Annotated in this window: 16 protein-coding genes; 8 read left to right on the top strand and 8 right to left on the bottom strand. The window is 64.7% G+C overall.

Features of this window, described 5'->3' with window-relative positions; all coding sequences use genetic code 11:
• Positions 1-9 precede the first annotated feature (9 nt).
• On the bottom strand, positions 10-1,386 hold the full coding sequence (locus tag R3D65_RS07465) for a cytochrome P450 (RefSeq protein ID WP_371274590.1): 1,377 nt from the start codon (positions 1,384-1,386) through the stop codon (positions 10-12).
• Between the two features lie 235 nt (positions 1,387-1,621).
• Between R3D65_RS07465 and gyrB the strand changes: the two genes are divergently transcribed.
• A complete protein-coding gene (gene gyrB, locus R3D65_RS07460) occupies positions 1,622-4,081 on the top strand; it encodes a DNA topoisomerase (ATP-hydrolyzing) subunit B (RefSeq protein WP_371274589.1) in 2,460 nt (819 codons plus the stop codon).
• Positions 4,082-4,083: 2 nt separating this feature from the next.
• Positions 4,084-4,908: an acyl-CoA thioesterase gene (locus R3D65_RS07455; RefSeq protein ID WP_371274588.1), complete on the top strand. Its 825-nt coding sequence runs from the start codon at positions 4,084-4,086 to the stop codon at positions 4,906-4,908.
• A gap of 80 nt (positions 4,909-4,988) precedes the next feature.
• Here the strand turns inward: R3D65_RS07455 and R3D65_RS07450 are convergent, their stop codons facing one another.
• The 6 genes from R3D65_RS07450 to R3D65_RS07425 are packed head-to-tail and all read right to left on the bottom strand — an operon-like array spanning position 4,989 to position 9,667.
• Entirely contained in the window at positions 4,989-5,831 is an 843-nt protein-coding gene (locus tag R3D65_RS07450) for a class III extradiol dioxygenase family protein (protein WP_371274587.1), read from the bottom strand.
• A gap of 2 nt (positions 5,832-5,833) precedes the next feature.
• Complete coding sequence (locus R3D65_RS07445) at positions 5,834-6,196, bottom strand: protocatechuate 4,5-dioxygenase subunit alpha (RefSeq protein WP_371274586.1); 363 nt, start codon at positions 6,194-6,196, stop codon at positions 5,834-5,836.
• A gap of 52 nt (positions 6,197-6,248) precedes the next feature.
• Positions 6,249-7,139 (bottom strand): amidohydrolase family protein, encoded by an 891-nt coding sequence (locus R3D65_RS07440; protein ID WP_371274585.1) that lies wholly within the window; start codon positions 7,137-7,139, stop codon positions 6,249-6,251.
• Between the two features lie 16 nt (positions 7,140-7,155).
• Positions 7,156-8,226: a 4-oxalomesaconate tautomerase gene (locus R3D65_RS07435; RefSeq protein ID WP_371274584.1), complete on the bottom strand. Its 1,071-nt coding sequence runs from the start codon at positions 8,224-8,226 to the stop codon at positions 7,156-7,158.
• Positions 8,219-8,911: a 4-carboxy-4-hydroxy-2-oxoadipate aldolase/oxaloacetate decarboxylase gene (locus R3D65_RS07430; RefSeq protein ID WP_371274583.1), complete on the bottom strand. Its 693-nt coding sequence runs from the start codon at positions 8,909-8,911 to the stop codon at positions 8,219-8,221. Before R3D65_RS07430 ends, R3D65_RS07435 begins: the two co-directional genes overlap by 8 nt.
• A 24-nt stretch (positions 8,912-8,935) precedes the next feature.
• Positions 8,936-9,667: a PIG-L deacetylase family protein gene (locus R3D65_RS07425; RefSeq protein WP_371274582.1), complete on the bottom strand. Its 732-nt coding sequence runs from the start codon at positions 9,665-9,667 to the stop codon at positions 8,936-8,938.
• Between the two features lie 154 nt (positions 9,668-9,821).
• Between R3D65_RS07425 and R3D65_RS07420 the strand changes: the two genes are divergently transcribed.
• The 5 genes from R3D65_RS07420 to R3D65_RS07400 all read left to right on the top strand — a co-directional run bounded on the left by R3D65_RS07420 (position 9,822) and on the right by R3D65_RS07400 (position 14,340).
• Entirely contained in the window at positions 9,822-11,051 is a 1,230-nt protein-coding gene (locus R3D65_RS07420) for a LysR family transcriptional regulator (RefSeq protein ID WP_371274581.1), read from the top strand.
• 108 nt (positions 11,052-11,159) lie between these two features.
• The gene (locus R3D65_RS07415) at positions 11,160-12,113 is read left to right on the top strand and encodes a DUF1932 domain-containing protein (RefSeq protein ID WP_371274580.1); all 954 of its coding nucleotides are present in this window, start codon (positions 11,160-11,162) and stop codon (positions 12,111-12,113) included.
• A 26-nt stretch (positions 12,114-12,139) separates the two neighbouring features.
• Positions 12,140-12,538 (top strand): protocatechuate 4,5-dioxygenase subunit alpha, encoded by a 399-nt coding sequence (gene ligA / locus R3D65_RS07410; RefSeq protein ID WP_371274579.1) that lies wholly within the window; start codon positions 12,140-12,142, stop codon positions 12,536-12,538.
• On the top strand, positions 12,538-13,386 hold the full coding sequence (locus R3D65_RS07405) for a class III extradiol dioxygenase subunit beta (protein ID WP_371274578.1): 849 nt from the start codon (positions 12,538-12,540) through the stop codon (positions 13,384-13,386). The genes ligA and R3D65_RS07405 overlap by 1 nt, the downstream gene beginning before the upstream one ends.
• Positions 13,387-13,398: 12 nt before the next feature.
• Positions 13,399-14,340 carry a Gfo/Idh/MocA family oxidoreductase gene (locus R3D65_RS07400; protein WP_371274577.1) on the top strand — a complete coding sequence of 314 codons (942 nt, stop codon included), beginning with the start codon at positions 13,399-13,401 and terminating at the stop codon, positions 14,338-14,340.
• Between the two features lie 63 nt (positions 14,341-14,403).
• Here the strand turns inward: R3D65_RS07400 and R3D65_RS07395 are convergent, their stop codons facing one another.
• Complete coding sequence (locus tag R3D65_RS07395; RefSeq protein WP_371274576.1) at positions 14,404-15,348, bottom strand: acetamidase/formamidase family protein; 945 nt, start codon at positions 15,346-15,348, stop codon at positions 14,404-14,406.
• A 391-nt stretch (positions 15,349-15,739) separates the two neighbouring features.
• On the opposite strand from R3D65_RS07395, the gene R3D65_RS07390 reads away from it, so the two are divergent.
• Positions 15,740-16,753 carry a GGDEF domain-containing protein gene (locus tag R3D65_RS07390; protein ID WP_371274575.1) on the top strand — a complete coding sequence of 338 codons (1,014 nt, stop codon included), beginning with the start codon at positions 15,740-15,742 and terminating at the stop codon, positions 16,751-16,753.
• Positions 16,754-16,760: the final 7 nt, after the last annotated feature.

The following is a 16,760-nucleotide window of genomic DNA, read 5'->3' as shown; positions in this document are numbered from 1 at the left end:
TCAGCGCTTTCATCCGCGCGGGACCGCCACCATCCGCAACCCGCCCTCCGGCTGGGTCGTCAGTTTCTGGACCGGCCAGGGTTCAGGCGCCCCCGGCGCCATGGCGAAGCGGTAGCGCCGCATCAGCACACCCAATGCGATGACGGCTTCCTGCAAGGCAAAGGCCGCACCGATGCAGATGCGCGGACCCGCGCCGAAGGGCAGGTACTGGAACCGGTCGATGGCCTCGCGGTTCCCGGGCCAGAAACGTTCGGGCATGAAGGCTTCCGGATCGTCCCAGAGGCGGCGATGGCGGTGCAGCGTCCAGGGCATGATGAGCACCTGCGTGCCGGCCCTGATCGTGTCGCCCTGCCATTGGAAGTCCTGCAACGCCTCGCGATTGATCGAGGGGGCCGGCGGATAGAGACGCAGCGCCTCCTCGAAAGCGGCGCGCGTGAACGGCATGGCAGCGAGCCAATCATAGGGATCGGCCACGCTTGCGGTCACGCGGTCCACCTCTTCCTCGATGCGCTCGCGCTGCTCCGGCGCATGCGCCAGCAGGTAGAAGGTCCAGCCAAGCGCCCGTGCCGTGGTCTCGTGGCCGGCGCCGATGAAGGTGATGATGTTGTCTTCCACCTCGTCGCGGGTCAGCCCGTACGGTCCTTCGGCCTTGAGAAGCAGGGTGAGGAAATCCTCCGGCGCGTCCTCGCCGCGCTCCAGCCGCTTGCGCCGCATGTCCATGGTCTCGCGCACGATCTGGCGGAAGAAGGCCAGCGCCTTGCGCCCCCTGAGCCGCGTGATGCGCGGCAGCCAGTCCGGCGCGGCCAGAAGGTCCAGCGGATCGACCCGCCCCATGGTCTCCAGCAAGCGTTCCACCCGGTCGCCGAATTGCTCCGGCTCGCCGGCGATCTCGTTGGAGAACAGCGTTTCTGCCAGGATTTCATAGGTCAGTTGCGTCATGTCATGGGCCATGTCGAACGGCCCGTCGCGCGTCTCGTAGAGCGCGGCGAAGCGCTCGGCCCGCGCCAGCATGGGGCCTGCGAAACCACGGATATGGCGTGGCGTGAAGACCGGCGCCATGGCCTTGCGCCCGCGCTTCCAGGTCTCGCCTTCGGCCGTCAGCAAGCCGTCGCGCAGGATGGGACGCAGGATCTTCTGGCGCACCCGCGCCATGCGGAAATCGCGTGCGTTTTCCACCAGCACGTGGCGCACCAGCGCCGGGTCGTTGACGATCAGGAGCGGCCCGCCGACGCCGCCGCGAATGTGGATGACCGGCTCGTTGTAGGAAGGCTCGCCCCACAGTTCCAGTGGATTGCGGTAGACGATGCGGACCATCTGCAGGAAGGATGGCGGCGTCGTGCGCGGCTTGGGCGCAGGCGGCAGGAAGGGCTGCGGTCGGGTATCCATGGGCGTGTCACTCCGGCTCGCCTTCAAGATAGGTCAGCCGGTGCCGATGCGCCAGTGACGGCGCCCCGAAGCGCATGCCCGGAACCGCCCCCGGCCACAGGTCGAAATCCCCAGCCGGACAGGGGTTCGGATTTGGAAAAAACCCTTGGGTCGCCTATATGTTGACCATGTGCAAATGCGTGATTCGCCTGCCGTCTGGCGCATTTCGAGACCCGAGAAGAAGAAACGGACTTCCATGAGCGAAACGCCCGAGACGACGCCCGGCGGCAACCCGGAATATGGCGCCGAATCCATCAAGGTTCTCAAGGGTCTGGATGCCGTGCGCAAGCGCCCCGGCATGTATATCGGCGACACTGACGACGGCTCGGGCCTGCACCACATGGTCTACGAGGTGGTCGACAACGCCATCGACGAGGCGCTTGCCGGCCATGCCGACCGCGTCACCGTGACGCTGAATGCCGACGGCTCTGTCACCGTCACCGACAACGGGCGCGGCATTCCCACCGACATACATGCGGGCGAAGGCGTTTCCGCCGCCGAGGTCATCATGACCCAGCTTCATGCGGGCGGAAAGTTCGACCAGAATTCCTACAAGGTTTCCGGCGGCCTGCATGGCGTCGGCGTGTCCGTGGTCAATGCCCTGTCGGTCATGCTGCGACTGAAGATCGCCCGCAAGGGCAAGTGGCACGAGATGACCTTCACCCATGGCGTGGCTGACGCGCCGCTGGCGGTGACGGGAGATGCCGGCGACCATACCGGCACCGAGGTCACCTTCCTGCCCTCGCCCGAAACCTTCACGAAGACCGAATTCGATTATGGCACGCTGGAGCACCGCCTGCGCGAGCTGGCCTTCCTGAATTCCGGCGTCCGCATCGTCCTGACCGACAACCGCCATGCCGACGTGAAGCAGGTGGAATTGCACTATGATGGCGGGTTGGAAGCGTTCGTTCGCTATCTCGACCGCGCCAAGAAGCCGCTGGTGGAAGCGCCCATCGCCATCCTCGGCGAGAAGGACGGCATCACCGTGGAAGTGGCGCTGTGGTGGAATGACAGCTACCACGAAAACGTGCTTTGCTTCACCAACAACATACCCCAGCGCGATGGCGGCACGCATCTGGCAGGCTTCCGTGGCGCGCTGACGCGCCAGATCACCGGCTATGCCGATTCCTCCGGCATGATGAAGAAGGAGAAGGTGACACTGACCGGCGACGACTGCCGCGAGGGGCTCACCGCTGTCCTTTCGGTGAAGGTGCCGGATCCGAAATTCTCCTCGCAGACCAAGGACAAGCTGGTATCCTCGGAGGTTCGTCCGGTCGTCGAAAGCCTGATGAACGAGAAGCTGTCGGAGTGGCTGGAGGAGCATCCCGCGGAGGCCAGGGCGCTGGTCGGCAAGGTCGTGGAGGCTGCCGCGGCCCGCGAGGCCGCCCGCAAGGCGCGCGAACTGACGCGCCGCAAGGGCGTGCTCGACATCACCTCGCTTCCCGGCAAGCTGGCCGATTGCCAGGAGAAGGATCCGGCCAAGTCGGAAATCTTCATCGTGGAGGGCGATTCCGCCGGCGGTTCCGCCAAGTCGGGCCGCTCGCGCCAGAACCAGGCCATCCTTCCACTGCGCGGCAAGGTGCTCAATGTCGAGCGCGCGCGCTTCGACCGGATGATCTCGTCCGACCAGATCGGCACGCTGATCACGGCGCTCGGCACAGGCATCGGCAAGGACGAGTTCAACCCGGAAAAGCTGCGCTACCACAAGATCATCATCATGACGGACGCCGACGTCGACGGCGCCCATATCCGCACCCTGCTGCTCACCTTCTTCTTCCGCCAGATGCCGGAACTGATCGAGCGCGGCCACCTCTATATCGCCCAGCCACCGCTCTACAAGGTAACGCGCGGCAAGTCTTCCGTTTACTTGAAGGACGAGGCGGCGTTCGAGAACTATCTGATTGAAAGCGGCCTGGACGAAGCGTCGCTGGAACTTGGTTCCGGCGAGGTGCGTTCGGCGCAGGATCTGCGCGCCGTCATCGACGATGCGCTGTCCGTGCGCACGCTCATCCAGGGACTGCATTCGCGCTATGACCGTTCGGCTGTCGAACAGGCCGCGATTGCCGGCGCGCTCGATCCCGCCATCCTTGCCGATCCCGCTCGCGCCGCCGACATGGCGTCCCGCGTGGCTGCGCGCCTCGACATGATCGCCGAGGAAACCGAGCGGGGCTGGGAAGGCCGTGTCAGCCCGGCCAACGATCCCGACGCGCCCGGCTCCGGCGGCTATGTGCTGGAGCGCACGGTGCGCGGCGTGAAGGAAGCCGTGCATCTCGATGGCGCCCTGATCGGCTCGGCCGATGCCCGCGCGCTGAACCGCCATGCGGCGCGCCTGGAAGAGATCTACGGCACGCTTCCCACGCTGCGCCGCAAGGACAAGGCGGAGAGCATTTCCGGCCCGTTGCAATTGCTTGAGGGTGTCTTCGCCACCGGGCGCAAGGGCATCCAGATGCAGCGCTACAAGGGCCTGGGCGAAATGAATTCCGAGCAGCTCTGGGAAACGACGCTCGATCCCGCCGCCCGTTCGCTGCTGCAGGTCAAGGTGAATGACGCGACGGACGCCGATTCGCTGTTTGCCCGCCTGATGGGTGACGAGGTGGAGCCGCGCCGTGAATTCATTCAGGACAATGCGCTCTCGGTGGCCAACCTGGACGTATGACCTTGGACGCATTGCAATCCGTGCATCCGCTCGATGCCGCCGTGGCGCTTGAGGGACTGGCGCCCGGCCGCCATGCCGGCCGCACATCGCCGGTCTATGCCAACATGACCGGGCCTTTCGGCGGGGTGACGGCGGCAACCTTCCTCAACGCGGTCATGCAGCACCCGGAAAAGGCTGGCGATCCGGTCGCCCAGACGGTGAATTTCTGCGGCGCGATCGCCGATGGCGATTTCGAGATCACCTGCCGGCTGGTGCGTGGCGGAAAATACACCCAGCACTGGTTGCTGGACCTGAGCCAGCAGGGCGAGACGCGCGGCACCGCCACCATCGTCACCGGCGCGCGCGGAGACGTGTTTTCGCATCACGACACTGCGATGCCGGATGCACCATTGCCGGAGGCCGTTGACCCGCTGCCCATGCCCGGCCCGCTCAAGTGGTTGAACGCCTATGAATTCCGCTTCATCGAGGGCAGGCCGGAAATCGTCAACCAGCCCTTCGCGCCACTGCGCGATTCGCGCTCGCTGCTGTGGATCGCCGACCGGCCGCGCCGTCCGCTCGATCACCTGTCGCTGGCGGCCATGGCCGACGCCTTCCTTCTGCGCCTTTTGAAGGTACGCGGCACCTGGGCGCCGATGGGCACGGTTTCGCTGACCACCTATTTTCACGCCACGGCTGAAGAAATCAGCCGCCACGGTGACGGTCCGGTGCTCGGCAAGGCCATCTCCAAGCGCATGCATGCGCAATTCTTCGACCAGCACATGGAACTCTGGGCCGCCGACGGCACACTTCTGGCCACCGGCGCGCAGGTCGCCTGGTACAAGGCCTGACACGCGATTTCCGGGCAAGTGACAGGGCCGGAGGCGCTGCCACCGCCGGCCCGGATTACATCACCGGCCTGCCGCTTCCATCAGGCGGCGCTTTCCAGAACCATCGTGCCAGCGCCGGTGTTGGAAATCGGGATATGGTAGTTCTCGGTGACCTTGGTCACCTTGTCGCCCAGCGCCCCGCGCATCATCATCCACATCAGGAATTCCGTGCCCTGCGCACCGGCCTTCTCGACCAGTTCGTGGCGCGTGATCTTCGTCAGCGCGACCGGGTCATCGACAATCTTTTCCATGCACATCTCGTCGAAGTCGCGGTTGATGAAGCCGGCACGCTCTCCGTCGAGCTGATGCGACAACCCGCCGGTTCCCAGCACCACCACCTTGATGTCCTCCGGCCAGGCGCGGATGGCGTCGCCCATCGCGCGGCCGAAATCATAAGCCCGTTTCAGCGTCGGGATCGGATGCTGCACGGTGTTGGCCGAGACGGGAATGACGCGCGGCATGTCCGGCCCGCGATCCGGCCAGAAAAGCTGCATCGGCACGGTGAAGCCGTGGTCGACGGGCAGTTCCTGGCAGGAGGTCACGTCGAACTCGTGCTCCACCATGTGCTCGATGATGTGCCAGGAGAGTTCGGGATAGCCCGGATAGGGGGCCATGACCGGAAGCCCCCAGCCTTCGTCGGCATTCTGGTATTCATGTGCCGCGCCGATGGCGAAGGTGGGCATCTGGTCCAGGAAGAAGGCCAGGCCATGGTCGTTGTAGATGACCACGGCCACATCCGGCTTGTGGTCGGCCAGCCATTGATGAACCGCCGGATAGCCGTCGAAGAAGGGCTTCCAGTATGGGTCGTCGTAAAGCTTCTTCGCGATCGCATTGCCGACAGCGGGAATGTGGGATGTCGTCAGTCCGCCGATGATCGTGGCCATGGTCATTTCCTCCCCGCAGCGAGCAGTTTTTCCTTGAAGGCTTCCGTGGTCATGCCGGTCTGCTGCGCGCCGACATCCTGCACGGAAAGGCCGAATATGCCGGCCAGCTTGGCGAGGTAGTAGATGTTTCCGCCCGCCTCGATCATCCGGAGGACATTGAGCGAGCGCACCGCCTCCTTCTGGGTGTCGGTGAGCTTGTATTTCGTCATGTAGGCTTCCGGGTCCGCCTTGAAGGCCGCCCGGTTTTCCGCCTCGTTGAACGAGTAGCACATCTTGTTGAGCTGGTAGCCCTTCATGGCCTGCCGGCCGTCAAAGAGCGTCGTCCCCGGGATGGAGACGTGATGGTCGAATGGCGCCTGTTCCATGGCCCTTCCTTTCTCGTCGTTTCTCCTGTCCCTCCGGGCTTTCGGCCCTTCGTTATCGACCCCAGTAAAGGCGCATCGGGTTGTCCACCAGAAGCGCTTTCCGGAGTTCTTCATTGACGGCGATCTTCGGAATGAAGTCGGTCAGCTTGCCGTCGTCGGGCATGTGCGACTTCATGTTCGGGTGCGGCCAGTCGGTGCCCCACAGCACGCGGTCGGGGAAGGTCTCCACGATCCGCTTCGCAAACGGCACCACGTCGTCATAGCCGTCCGGCCCGGTGACAGACAGGCGCTCCGGGCAGGAAACCTTGGACCAGATGTTGTCATTCTCGGCCATCAGGTCGACGAAGCGCTGGAAGCCGGGGCTGTCGACGCCGGCGGCAATATCGGGCCGGCCCATGTGATCGACGACGATGGTCGTCGGCAACTGCTTCAGGAAGGGCGTCAGCTCTTCCAGGTCCTGCGCCTCGAAATAGACGACGATGTGCCAGCCAAGCGTGGCGATCTTTTCGGCAATGCCGAGGAAAACCGCCTTCGGCGTGGCATCCACCAGCCGCTTGACGAAGTTGAAGCGCACGCCGCGCACGCCGGCCTCGTCCATGGCCTTCAATTCGTCCATGGTGATGTCAGGCCCGACGGAGGCCACGCCGCGTGCCTTGTCGCCCGCCGCCCGGCAGGCGTCGACCAGTGCCCGGTTGTCCTTGCCGTGGCAGGTGGCCTGCACGATCACGTTGCGCGAGAAGCCCAGGAAATCGCGCAGCTCGAACAGTTTCTCCTTGGGCGCATCGCAGGGTGTGTATTTGCGCTCCGGCGCGTAAGGGAACACGTCGCCCGGTCCGAAGACGTGGCAATGGGCATCCACCGCGCCCGGCGGCGGCGTGAAGGCCGGCTTCGACGGGTTGGGATGAAACGGCAGCCAGTCCGCGTCCATTGTGAATGTGCTCATCGTCTTTCCTCGTTCCTCAGGCGCCGAAGACGGTGCCGTCAAAAAGCTTGCGCGCGGTCCGCAGGATGCCGGCGCTTTCCATCGTCCCGTCCTTGTTCATGTCCGCGATCACCGTCATTTCGCCGGTCGGATGCTCGATGGCCAACGCCTTGCGGCTGCCCTCCGGGATGGACGCCATGGCTGCCGCCGGCGAGCCGGGAAGCAGGCAGGCGGTCGCCACCGACACCGCGCCCAGCACGCCGATGGAGGCATGGCAGCGGTGCGGAATGAAGGTGCGCGTCGAGATCGCGCCGCCATTGCGGGCCGGGCTGACCATGGTCATCTTCGGCACGGATTTCCTTTCCACGTCGCCGAGATTCATCATCGGCCCGCATTTCAGCCGGATCGCCTCCAGCCTGGCACGCAGGTCGCCATTGGCTTCCAGTTCCTCGCGCGTTTCCGTGCCGGAAATACCCATGTCTTCGGCCCGCAGCACGACGCATGGCATGCCATTGTCGATCATGGTCACTTCCACGCCGTCCACCACGTCGACCGCGTTGCCGGTGGGCAGAAGCGCACCGCAGGACGAGCCCGCCGTGTCACGGAAGGTCAGGGGAATGGCCGCCGCCGTGCCCGGCACGCCATCGATGCGCGCTTCGCCGCGATAGGCCACGCGCCCGCCCGGTGTCTGTACCCGGGCCACGGCGATCTGGCCGGTATTCTCCATGTAGATGGAGACCTCCGTCTCTTCATCCCGCGCCGCCACAAGGCCGCGTTCGATGGCGAAGGGCCCGATTCCGGCAAGGATGTTGCCGCAGTTCTGCGCGTCGGTGACGATGGCCTGGTCAACGAAGACCTGAAGGAAGAGGTAGTCGACGTCCACGCCGTCGCGATCCGACTTCCTGACCACCGCGACCTTGGAGGTCAGCGGATCGGCGCCGCCCATGCCGTCGATCTGGCGGCTGTCGGGCGAACCCATCATCGACAGCAGGAAGGCGTCGCGTGCGGCCGTGTCGCCCGGCAGGTCATCGGCCAGGAAGTAGCCGCCCTTGGACGTGCCGCCACGCATCCACATGCAGCGGATGCCGTCACCGGCGTCCTCAGACATATTTCAGGCCCTTTTCCTTGAGCCGGTCGCGCATGTTGTAGATGTCGAGGCCGAGTTCGCCGGCGGCCAGCCGCTTGCGCTTCTCCTCTTCGGCATCCATCCGCTTGCGCGCCTTGGCGAGCACCTCTTCGGCCTCCTCGCGGCGCACCACGCACACGCCATCGTCATCGGCCACGATCACATCGCCGGGTCGGACATATTCACCGGCGCAGACGATCGGCACGTTCACCGATCCGAGCGTTTCCTTGACCGTGCCCTGCGCGAAAACCGCCTTCGACCAGACCGGGAATTTCATCTGGGTGAGGTCGCGCGTGTCGCGCACGCCGGCATCGATGATGAGGCCGACGCCGCCGCGCGCCTGCATGGAGGTCGCCAGCAGGTCGCCGAAATAGCCGTCCTCGCAGGGGCTGGTCGGCGCCAGCACGAGAATGTCGCCGGCCTGAACCTGCTCGATGGCCACGTGGACCATCCAGTTGTCGCCGGGCGGCGCGGATATGGTGACCGCCGAGGCCGCCACCTGGGCGCCCGGATAGATCGGCCGCATGTGGGAGGCCAGCAGGCCCTTGCGGCCCTGTGCCTCGTGAACCGTGGCGACACCGGCCTCGGCCAGACCCTTGATGACCTCCGGGTCGGCGCGCTCGATGGTCTGGACGACGACGCCCGCCTGCGTGGTGGAACCGGCCATGGCCCTGCCTCCTTCGTTAAGCGATCAGAGTTCGTCGACGGTGCGCGGGAAGACCGACTGGAAGCCCTCGGCATAGCGCGCATTGCGCCCGCCCGACTGGCCGCCGGAATTTCGGCGGAAATGGTTGCCGCGATTTTCCGCGACATTGGTGTAGAAGTGCCAGAGATGCTCCTGACCCTGCATGCATTCGATGGCCGCCTTCTTCTTCTCCCACACCGGCGTGATGTCGAGGAACACGTCGGGCTTCCAGCCCATCTGCTCGGTCTGGTGCGGTTCGAAGAGATAGAGCTGCGGCGCGCCGAGCACCTTCTGACCCGGATTGTGCCCCCAGGCCTGGGCAATCATGCGGCACTCCAGCACGAACCTGGTCGTGTTCATGTGGTCGGTATTGTACGGATCCCACATCGAATGGCTCATCATGAAGGCCGGCTGGACGTCGCGGATGAGGTCGACCGTCCTTTCACGGGCTTCCGGCCCGAAGTCGAGCGGATAGTCGCCCAGATCGAAGAACCGGATGTCGTGGACGCCAAGCGCCTTGGCGGCGTTCTCGGCTTCCTTGCGGCGCGCGTCCTTGACCACGTCCAGCGTCATGCCCTCCTGCTTCCACAGCTTGGCGCTTTCGCCGCGCTCGCCATAGGACAGGCAGCAGACGGTGACATTGTAGCCGAGTTCCTGGTGCAGGGCGATGGCGCCGCCTGCCCGCCAGACGAAATCGGCGGCATGGGCGGAGATGACGAGAGCGGTCTTGCTGGACATGAACGTTTCCTTCCCGGGGCAGACGGCGGACTGCCGTGATGGCATTTGACCCAATCTAGCGCCGACAAGCCCCATGCCGCCAATCCGAAGACAAGCCATGGCATAAGCTTTTGCTATAGGCTACGATCCAGCGCAAGAAACCGGAACGCCGCGCATGAATGACGCCCTGCCGAATTTCCGCCATTTGCGGGTTTTCCGCGAAGTGGCCCGGCTCCGTTCGGTCAGCGCTGCCGCCGAACAGGTTCACCTGTCGCAGCCGGCGGTCACACAGGCCATTTGCAAGCTGGAGGGGGAACTTGGCGCGGACCTTTTCGAGCGGCGCAGCGACGGCATGTACCTGACCGGTATCGGCGCCACGTTCCTGACGCGTGTGGCGGCTGCACTGGACCATGTCGAGGCCGGCGCGCGCGAGGCCAGCCGCGTGGGCCTGCGCCAGGCCGGGCGCGGGTTCACCCGCTTCGACCGGCTGATCACCTCGGCCCAGTTGCGGGCATTGGCGGCGCTGTCGGATTCGTCGAACTTTTCCATGGCGGCGCGCGCGCTGGGGGTCTCCCAGCCCTCGGTTCATCGCGCGGCGCGCAACCTGGAAAAGGTCTCCGGGATCGAACTGTTCAAGAGCGCGCCGGAAGGCGTCTCGCTGACCCATGCCGCCCAGGCCCTGGCCCAGAGGACCAAGCTGGCCTTCGCGGAACTGAAACAGGGGTTCGAGGAGATCGGCGAGCATCTTGGCCGCGATTCCTCGGTCATTACCGTCGGATCGCTGCCGCTTGCTCGCAGTTCCATCATGCCGCGCGCCATCAATGCCATGGTCGCTGCGCGGCCCCATGTGCAAATCCGTGTGATCGACGGCGTCTACGAAACCCTTCTGGCCCGCCTTCGCTCCGGCGAGATCGATTTCCTGATCGGCGCCTTGCGCCATCCGCCGCCCGCCGACGACGTGGCACAGGAACGCCTGTTCGACGATCCGCTGACCATTGTCGCCGGCGCCCACCATCCCCTGGCCGGCCGACGCAATGTATCCATTGCCGAAACGCTGGATTGGCCATGGGTGGCGCCGCCGCGCCCGACACCGGCGGGAAGCTACCTCTTCGACACGCTGAAGATCCAGGAGCGTGAACAAACGCCCGTGCGCGTCGTTTCCTCGTCGCTGGCGCTTCTGCGCGGCCTGCTGACGAGCGGCGACTACATTACCATTATATCGGCCCATCAGGTCCGCCACGAAATGGAGCAGGGCCTCGTGGCGGCGCTCGACATCGCGCTGGAGGCCAGCAGCCGCGCCATCGGCCTGACTTTCCGAGAGGGATGGCGCCCGACTCCCGCCCAATCGCTGTTTCTCGATCTCGTGCGCGAGGCGGCAAGCGAGGCAATGCGCGAACCGGGCTGATGCGGCACCTATACGGAAAATCAATACGGCCCGTGGCGTTCCAATGTGCGCGGCAGCAGCCTTGCTGCTATGGTCACGTCAATCAGGGAAATGACCGAGGGAAACGCCATGCAGGATCAGGGCGGGCAGGAAGAGGCCCGAAAGCCGGATGCCGCGCGCCGGGGCGCCGTCGCGCTGATCGGCTTCGGCGAGGCCGCACAGGCCTTCACGGCCGGATGGCAGTCGGCGCTACCCGGGTTTGCCCCGCGCGCCTTTGACATCAAGACGGACGATCCGCTTCTGCGCGATGCCAAGCGGGCCGACTATGCGCGATGCGGGGCCGACGGCTCTGCAACCCTGGCCGAGGGGCTGGAAGGCGTGGATGCCATCTTTTCGCTGGTGACGGCCGATCAGGCCAATGCCGCTGCGCAAGCCGCCGCCGCCTGCCTGCCGGCAGGCGCGCTGTTCTTCGATTGCAATTCCTGTTCACCGGGCGCCAAGCGCCGCTCGCAAGCGGCCATCGAGGGGGCTGGCGGGCGCTATGTCGACACCGCCGTGATGGCGCCGGTCCACCCGAAGCTGCACCGCACGCCGCTGCTGGTCGCCGGTTCCCATGTCGATGAAGCGCTGGCGCTGCTGTCGGTTCTCGACATGCAGGCGAAGCCTGTCGAGGGTGGCGTCGGCGCCGCGTCGGCCATCAAGATGACGCGCTCGGTCATGATCAAGGGGCTGGAAGCCCTTGTGCTGGAATGCGTGCTAACCGGCCGTGCCAATGGCGTGGAGGATGCCGTGCTGGATTCGCTCGATGCATCCTTCCCCGGATTCGACTGGCGCAGCCGCGCCGCCTACATGATGGAGCGGGCGATGACGCATGGCATCCGCCGCGCCGCCGAGATGCGCGAGGTGGCGCTGACCGTGGACGAGGCCGGGCTTGAGGGCCGCATGGCGCGGGCCACGGCCACCTGGCAGGACGAGGTTGGCGGGATGAAGCTTGACGCCGCGGCGCTTGGCACGGATGCCGGACGCATGGCCGACGCCATTCTGGAGCGGATCGGCGCGGCGGTCGAAAAGAAGCGCGCCTGAGGGCGCCGGAAACAGGGAAGAGGCCCATGGAAAAGGAATACGAGGACATTCCGGGCACGTTCGTGTTCGATGCCGACCGGTCGCGCGAGGGCTACTGGCTCAACCAGTTCTGCATTTCGCTTCGGCTGGAGAAGAACCGGCAGCAATTGCGCGACGATCCGGAAGCCTACATGGCCAGGTTCGCCATGACGGAAGAACAGAAACAGGCCGTTCGCGACCGCGCCTGGAACCGGCTGCTCGAACTGGGCGGCAACATCTACTACACCTCCAAGCTGGCCGCCTTCGACGGCATCACCTTCCAGGATCTCGCCGCCAAGATGACCGGCATGAGCCGCGAGGACTATCGCGACATGATGCTGCATGGCGGCCGCTCCATCGAAGGCAACCGCTTCAAGAGCGAGTGGGAAGAAAAAGGGAAAGAATAATGGCCAAGATCACCGCAGGCGTGGGCTGCTCCCACGTGCCCGCCATCGGCGTGGCGATGGATACGGGCATCACCGGCCAGCCCTATTGGCAGCCGGTCTTCAAGGGTTTCGAGTTTTCACGCGACTGGATGAAGAAGAACAAGCCCGATGTCATCTTCCTCGTCTACAACGACCACTGCACGGCCTTCGACGCCTCCTGCATCCCCACCTTCGCGCTGGGTTGCGCGGCCGAATTCCAGCCCGCCGACGAGGGCTGGGGCCCGCGCCCGGTTCCAGTGGTCAAGGGACACCAGAAACTGGCCAGCCACATTGCCCAGTCGGTCATCCTCGACGAGTTCGACCTGACCATCATGAACGAGATGGAGGTGGATCACGGCCTGACCGTGCCGCTTTCCGTGATGTTCGGCGAGCACGGGCCGGAAGATGAATGGCCCTGCCAGGTCATTCCGCTGGCCGTCAACGTGGTGCAGTATCCTGCACCGCTGGGGCGGCGCTGCTATGCGCTCGGCAAGGCGATCCGCAAGGCCATCGAAAGCTATCCGGAGGACCTCAACGTCATGGTCTTCGGAACGGGCGGCATGAGCCACCAGTTGCAGGCCGGCCGCGCCGGCCTCATCAATGCGGACTTCGACAAGCGCTTCCTCGACCTGCTGACGGAGGACCCGGAGGCCGGCGCCAATATCAGCCATGTCGAATACCTGCGCGAAGCCGGCTCGGAGGGCATCGAAATGGTCATGTGGTATGTCATGCGCGGCGCGCTGAACGACGATGTGCGCGAGGTGCACCGCCACTACCACGTGCCGGCCTCCAACACCGCCGTCGGCCATATCATTCTGGAAAACGTCTAAGGGAGCAGTTTCATGCGGATCTGTGTCGCCGGCGCCTATGGCGCATTCGGCATCAAGCATCTCGACGCGCTGGCCAACATTGACGACGTGCAGGTCACGTCGGTCATGGGCCCGACAAAGGACAAGATCGAGGCGCTGGCGAAGGAGCGCGGCATCGGCCATGCCGCCACCACGCTGGAGGAATGCCTGGAGCGCGACGATGTCGACGCGGTCATCCTGTCCACGCCGACCCAGCTTCACGCCAGCCAGGCCATTGCCTGCATGGATGCCGGCAAGCATGTGCTGGTGGAGATTCCGATGGCCGACAGCCTGGCCGATTCCATCGCCGTGGTGAACAAGCAGAAGGAAACCGGGCTCGTGGCCATGGCCGGCCAGGTGCGCCGCTTCAATCCCTCCCACCAATGGATCCACAACAGGATCAAGGCGGGTGAGCTGAAGGTCCAGCAGATGGACGTGCAGACCTATTTCTTCCGCCGCTCCAACATGAACGCCAAGGGCGAACCGCGCTCCTGGACCGATCACCTGCTCTGGCATCATGCATGCCACACGGTCGACCTGTTCCAGTACCAGACGGGCGAGACCTGCTCGCAGGCCTTCGGCCTTCAGGGCCCCATCCATCCCGACCTGGGCATCGCCATGGACATGTCCATCGGCATGAAGGTGCCTTCGGGCGCCATCTGCACGCTGTCGCTGTCCTTCAACAACAACGGGCCGCTCGGCACGTTCTTCCGCTATATCTGCGACAACGGCACCTATATCGCCCGCTATGACGACCTTTATGACGGCTATGACAAGCCGGTCGACCTGTCGGGCGTGGCCGTCTCGAACAATGGCATCGAGCTGATCGACCGCGAATTCGTTTCCGCCATCAGGGAAGGCCGCGAGCCGAATGGCGCGGTCGGACAGGTGCTTGGCGCCATGGAAACGCTGGACACCATCGAGAAGTGCTTCTGACCGCTACCGGCGGCTTGCCGGTTACGGAAAGGGCGTGCGGGAAACCGCGCGCCCTTCCTGCTGTCAGGAAAGAACCGAACGCGGAAAGTGCAGGCTGACCATCATGTTCGGCGCGTTGACGATCTCGCTGATGCGCAAGTCCGCGCAGACCGAACACAGCATGTAGGCCTCCTCCGGCCGCATGGCGTGTTCGCCGGCAAGGATGTCGATCATGCGGGTCACGGCATCGCGGGCTGCCTGCATCAGGTCGGGTCCGATCCCGGTGCTGACCTCGTAGCCGTCCCGCCCGATATCGTCCGGCGCCCTGCCCGGAATGGCGAAACGCGGTGATGGCGGGGCTCCGCCCTTGATGACGTCGAATGTCACGACCGCCTCCATCGCGCTTTCGATGGCCGTGCCGCACACTTCGCCATCGCCCTGCGCGGCATGGGTGTCGCGGATGGAGAAAAGCGCGCCCTCGACTTCCACCGGCAGCCAAAGCGTCGCCCCGGCGGTCAGATGCCGCATGTCCATGTTGCCGCCCACGCGGCGCGGCGGGATGATGCCATGGACGCCGGGCTCGCGCGGTGCCACGCCCAGCGTTCCGGCGAACGGCCGCACCGGAACCCGCGCAAAAGCGGAGAACAATGCTTCCTGCCGTCCGTCCGGATCATAGTGCCACAGATGCAGGTGCGGCGCGCGAAACTGGTCCGCCAGCAGGCCGAAACCGGGGATGATGCCCGTCCAGCCAAATCCCGAAGGCCGGAAGGTTTCGATGGTCACCTTCAAGGCATCGCCCGGTTCCGCACCGTCGACATGGACCGGGCCGGTGACGGGATTGACCTTTTGCGGCGGCATGGTGGCGATGTCGGCCGCCGTGCTGCCGGCATGGTAATGGCCGCAGCCGGCATCCAGGCAATCGAAGGCGACAGTTTCGCCCGGCGCCACCGTCATCACGGGCGCATTGGCGCGGTCCCAGCCGAAATGATGGTGCGCGCTGTGAATGGTATGGCGGGGGTGCATTGCCATGGCGACCTCCTTGCCGGAAGGCTGCCATCCGGCCATGCCCGGTTCAAGACCTTACGTAACGGAAAAAAACTTCCTCACTTTAGATAAATTGTTAAGAAGCCCACGCTAAATCTTGCAAGGAAGACAGGTTGCTGGGGCATGACGCCTTTTCCTTTCCGGCAGTTGGGGCCGGATGTCCTTTTTTTCGTTAGGCGGCGCTGAGCCCGTCATCGGCCCTCTGTGCCGGTGAGCGAGGCGGGTGACGGCTGCCGGTGAAACCTCGAATGCTGCGGCGGCGCGCGACAACGGTTCTGCAAGACGGGACGATGCTGTGATGAAGGCAAATCCGATTGAACATGATGGGGACGACGTTGCGGGCCAGCCTGTGCAGGCGGGCGCGGCAAGGTCGCCGATGAACGAGTTTGACCGCATCGTTGCCATCGGCGACGAGGCCATGTCGAAGGCAAGACGCCACCTCACCGCCCCCCTGCCGCCGATCTATGATGTCTGGTACAATTATGTCGAAGGCACAAACGAGGACATCCGCCAGCGGGTCGATGGCCTTCTGGCCGGCTCCTCGACGATCAGCACCTACGACCTGCTGCAGATCCACAACGAGTTCCTTGCCACCGATCCGGCGCGCCAGGGCGAACTGGACCAGGCAAAGGAGCAGCTCGATTCCGAGATCAACGACATCCTGAACATGATCCGCCTGCATGTGCTGTCCAGCGACCGCTATTGCGATGACCTCTCGACCAAGTCGAGCCGGATCCAGGACAGCAGCACGCTGGACCTCATCCGCGAGACGATCGCCGAGCTGATCAGCGAAAACGAGAAGATGCGCGACGACACGATGGCCTTGTCGCGCGGGCTTGAGCAGTCGCGCACGCAGATCGAGAAACTGCACGATGCGCTGCAGGAATCGCAGCGCAACGAGATGACCGACCCGTTGACGGGACTGGCCAATCGCCGCGCCTTCCAGATCTGGCTCAACCGCGAAATGGAAGAGGCGGCGAAGACGAACCGTCCCTTGAGCATGGTGTTTGCCGATATCGACCACTTCAAACATATCAACGACACGTTCGGTCACGTGATCGGCGACGAGGTGCTGAAATATTTCGGCCGTCTCCTGAAGACCCAGACCGATGATTGCGACATCGCCTCGCGCTATGGCGGAGAAGAGTTCGCCATTCTCCTGCCGGGTGCCCGATCGGGCGAGGCCTGGAAGAAGGCCAACGAGATCCGCGAGCTTCTGGCCAAGACGAAACTGGTCGTCACGAAGACCAATGTGCCCATCGGCACGGTCACGGCATCCTTCGGCATTGCCGAGTTCGTGTCCAACGACGACTATGTGTCCTTCATCGAACGGGCCGACCGCCAGCTTTACCTGGCCAAGCAGAACGGACGTAACCGCGTCGAGGCCTGAGCCGCCG

The organism is Zhengella sp. (genome assembly GCF_041397485.1).
Classification (GTDB): domain Bacteria; phylum Pseudomonadota; class Alphaproteobacteria; order Rhizobiales; family Rhizobiaceae; genus Zhengella.
Note: the sequence above shows the minus strand (reverse complement) of the source record. Positions and strands in the feature narration are given on the sequence as shown.

Bases quoted from the DNA above. Each gene is read 5' to 3' on its own strand.
- R3D65_RS07420 (WP_371274581.1), top strand. From the start codon at position 9,822: ATGAATGACGCCCTGCCGAATTTCCGCCATTTGCGGGTTTTCCGCGAA.
- R3D65_RS07445 (WP_371274586.1), bottom strand. From the start codon at position 6,196: ATGGAACAGGCGCCATTCGACCATCACGTCTCCATCCCGGGGACGACG.
- R3D65_RS07405 (WP_371274578.1), top strand. From the start codon at position 12,538: ATGGCCAAGATCACCGCAGGCGTGGGCTGCTCCCACGTGCCCGCCATC.
- R3D65_RS07465 (WP_371274590.1), bottom strand. From the start codon at position 1,386: ATGGATACCCGACCGCAGCCCTTCCTGCCGCCTGCGCCCAAGCCGCGC.
- gyrB (WP_371274589.1), top strand. From the start codon at position 1,622: ATGAGCGAAACGCCCGAGACGACGCCCGGCGGCAACCCGGAATATGGC.
- R3D65_RS07390 (WP_371274575.1), top strand. From the start codon at position 15,740: ATGAACGAGTTTGACCGCATCGTTGCCATCGGCGACGAGGCCATGTCG.
- R3D65_RS07425 (WP_371274582.1), bottom strand. From the start codon at position 9,667: ATGTCCAGCAAGACCGCTCTCGTCATCTCCGCCCATGCCGCCGATTTC.
- R3D65_RS07440 (WP_371274585.1), bottom strand. From the start codon at position 7,139: ATGAGCACATTCACAATGGACGCGGACTGGCTGCCGTTTCATCCCAAC.
- R3D65_RS07395 (WP_371274576.1), bottom strand. From the start codon at position 15,348: ATGGCAATGCACCCCCGCCATACCATTCACAGCGCGCACCATCATTTC.
- R3D65_RS07450 (WP_371274587.1), bottom strand. From the start codon at position 5,831: ATGGCCACGATCATCGGCGGACTGACGACATCCCACATTCCCGCTGTC.
- R3D65_RS07400 (WP_371274577.1), top strand. From the start codon at position 13,399: ATGCGGATCTGTGTCGCCGGCGCCTATGGCGCATTCGGCATCAAGCAT.
- R3D65_RS07415 (WP_371274580.1), top strand. From the start codon at position 11,160: ATGCAGGATCAGGGCGGGCAGGAAGAGGCCCGAAAGCCGGATGCCGCG.
- R3D65_RS07435 (WP_371274584.1), bottom strand. From the start codon at position 8,226: ATGTCTGAGGACGCCGGTGACGGCATCCGCTGCATGTGGATGCGTGGC.
- ligA (WP_371274579.1), top strand. From the start codon at position 12,140: ATGGAAAAGGAATACGAGGACATTCCGGGCACGTTCGTGTTCGATGCC.
- R3D65_RS07430 (WP_371274583.1), bottom strand. From the start codon at position 8,911: ATGGCCGGTTCCACCACGCAGGCGGGCGTCGTCGTCCAGACCATCGAG.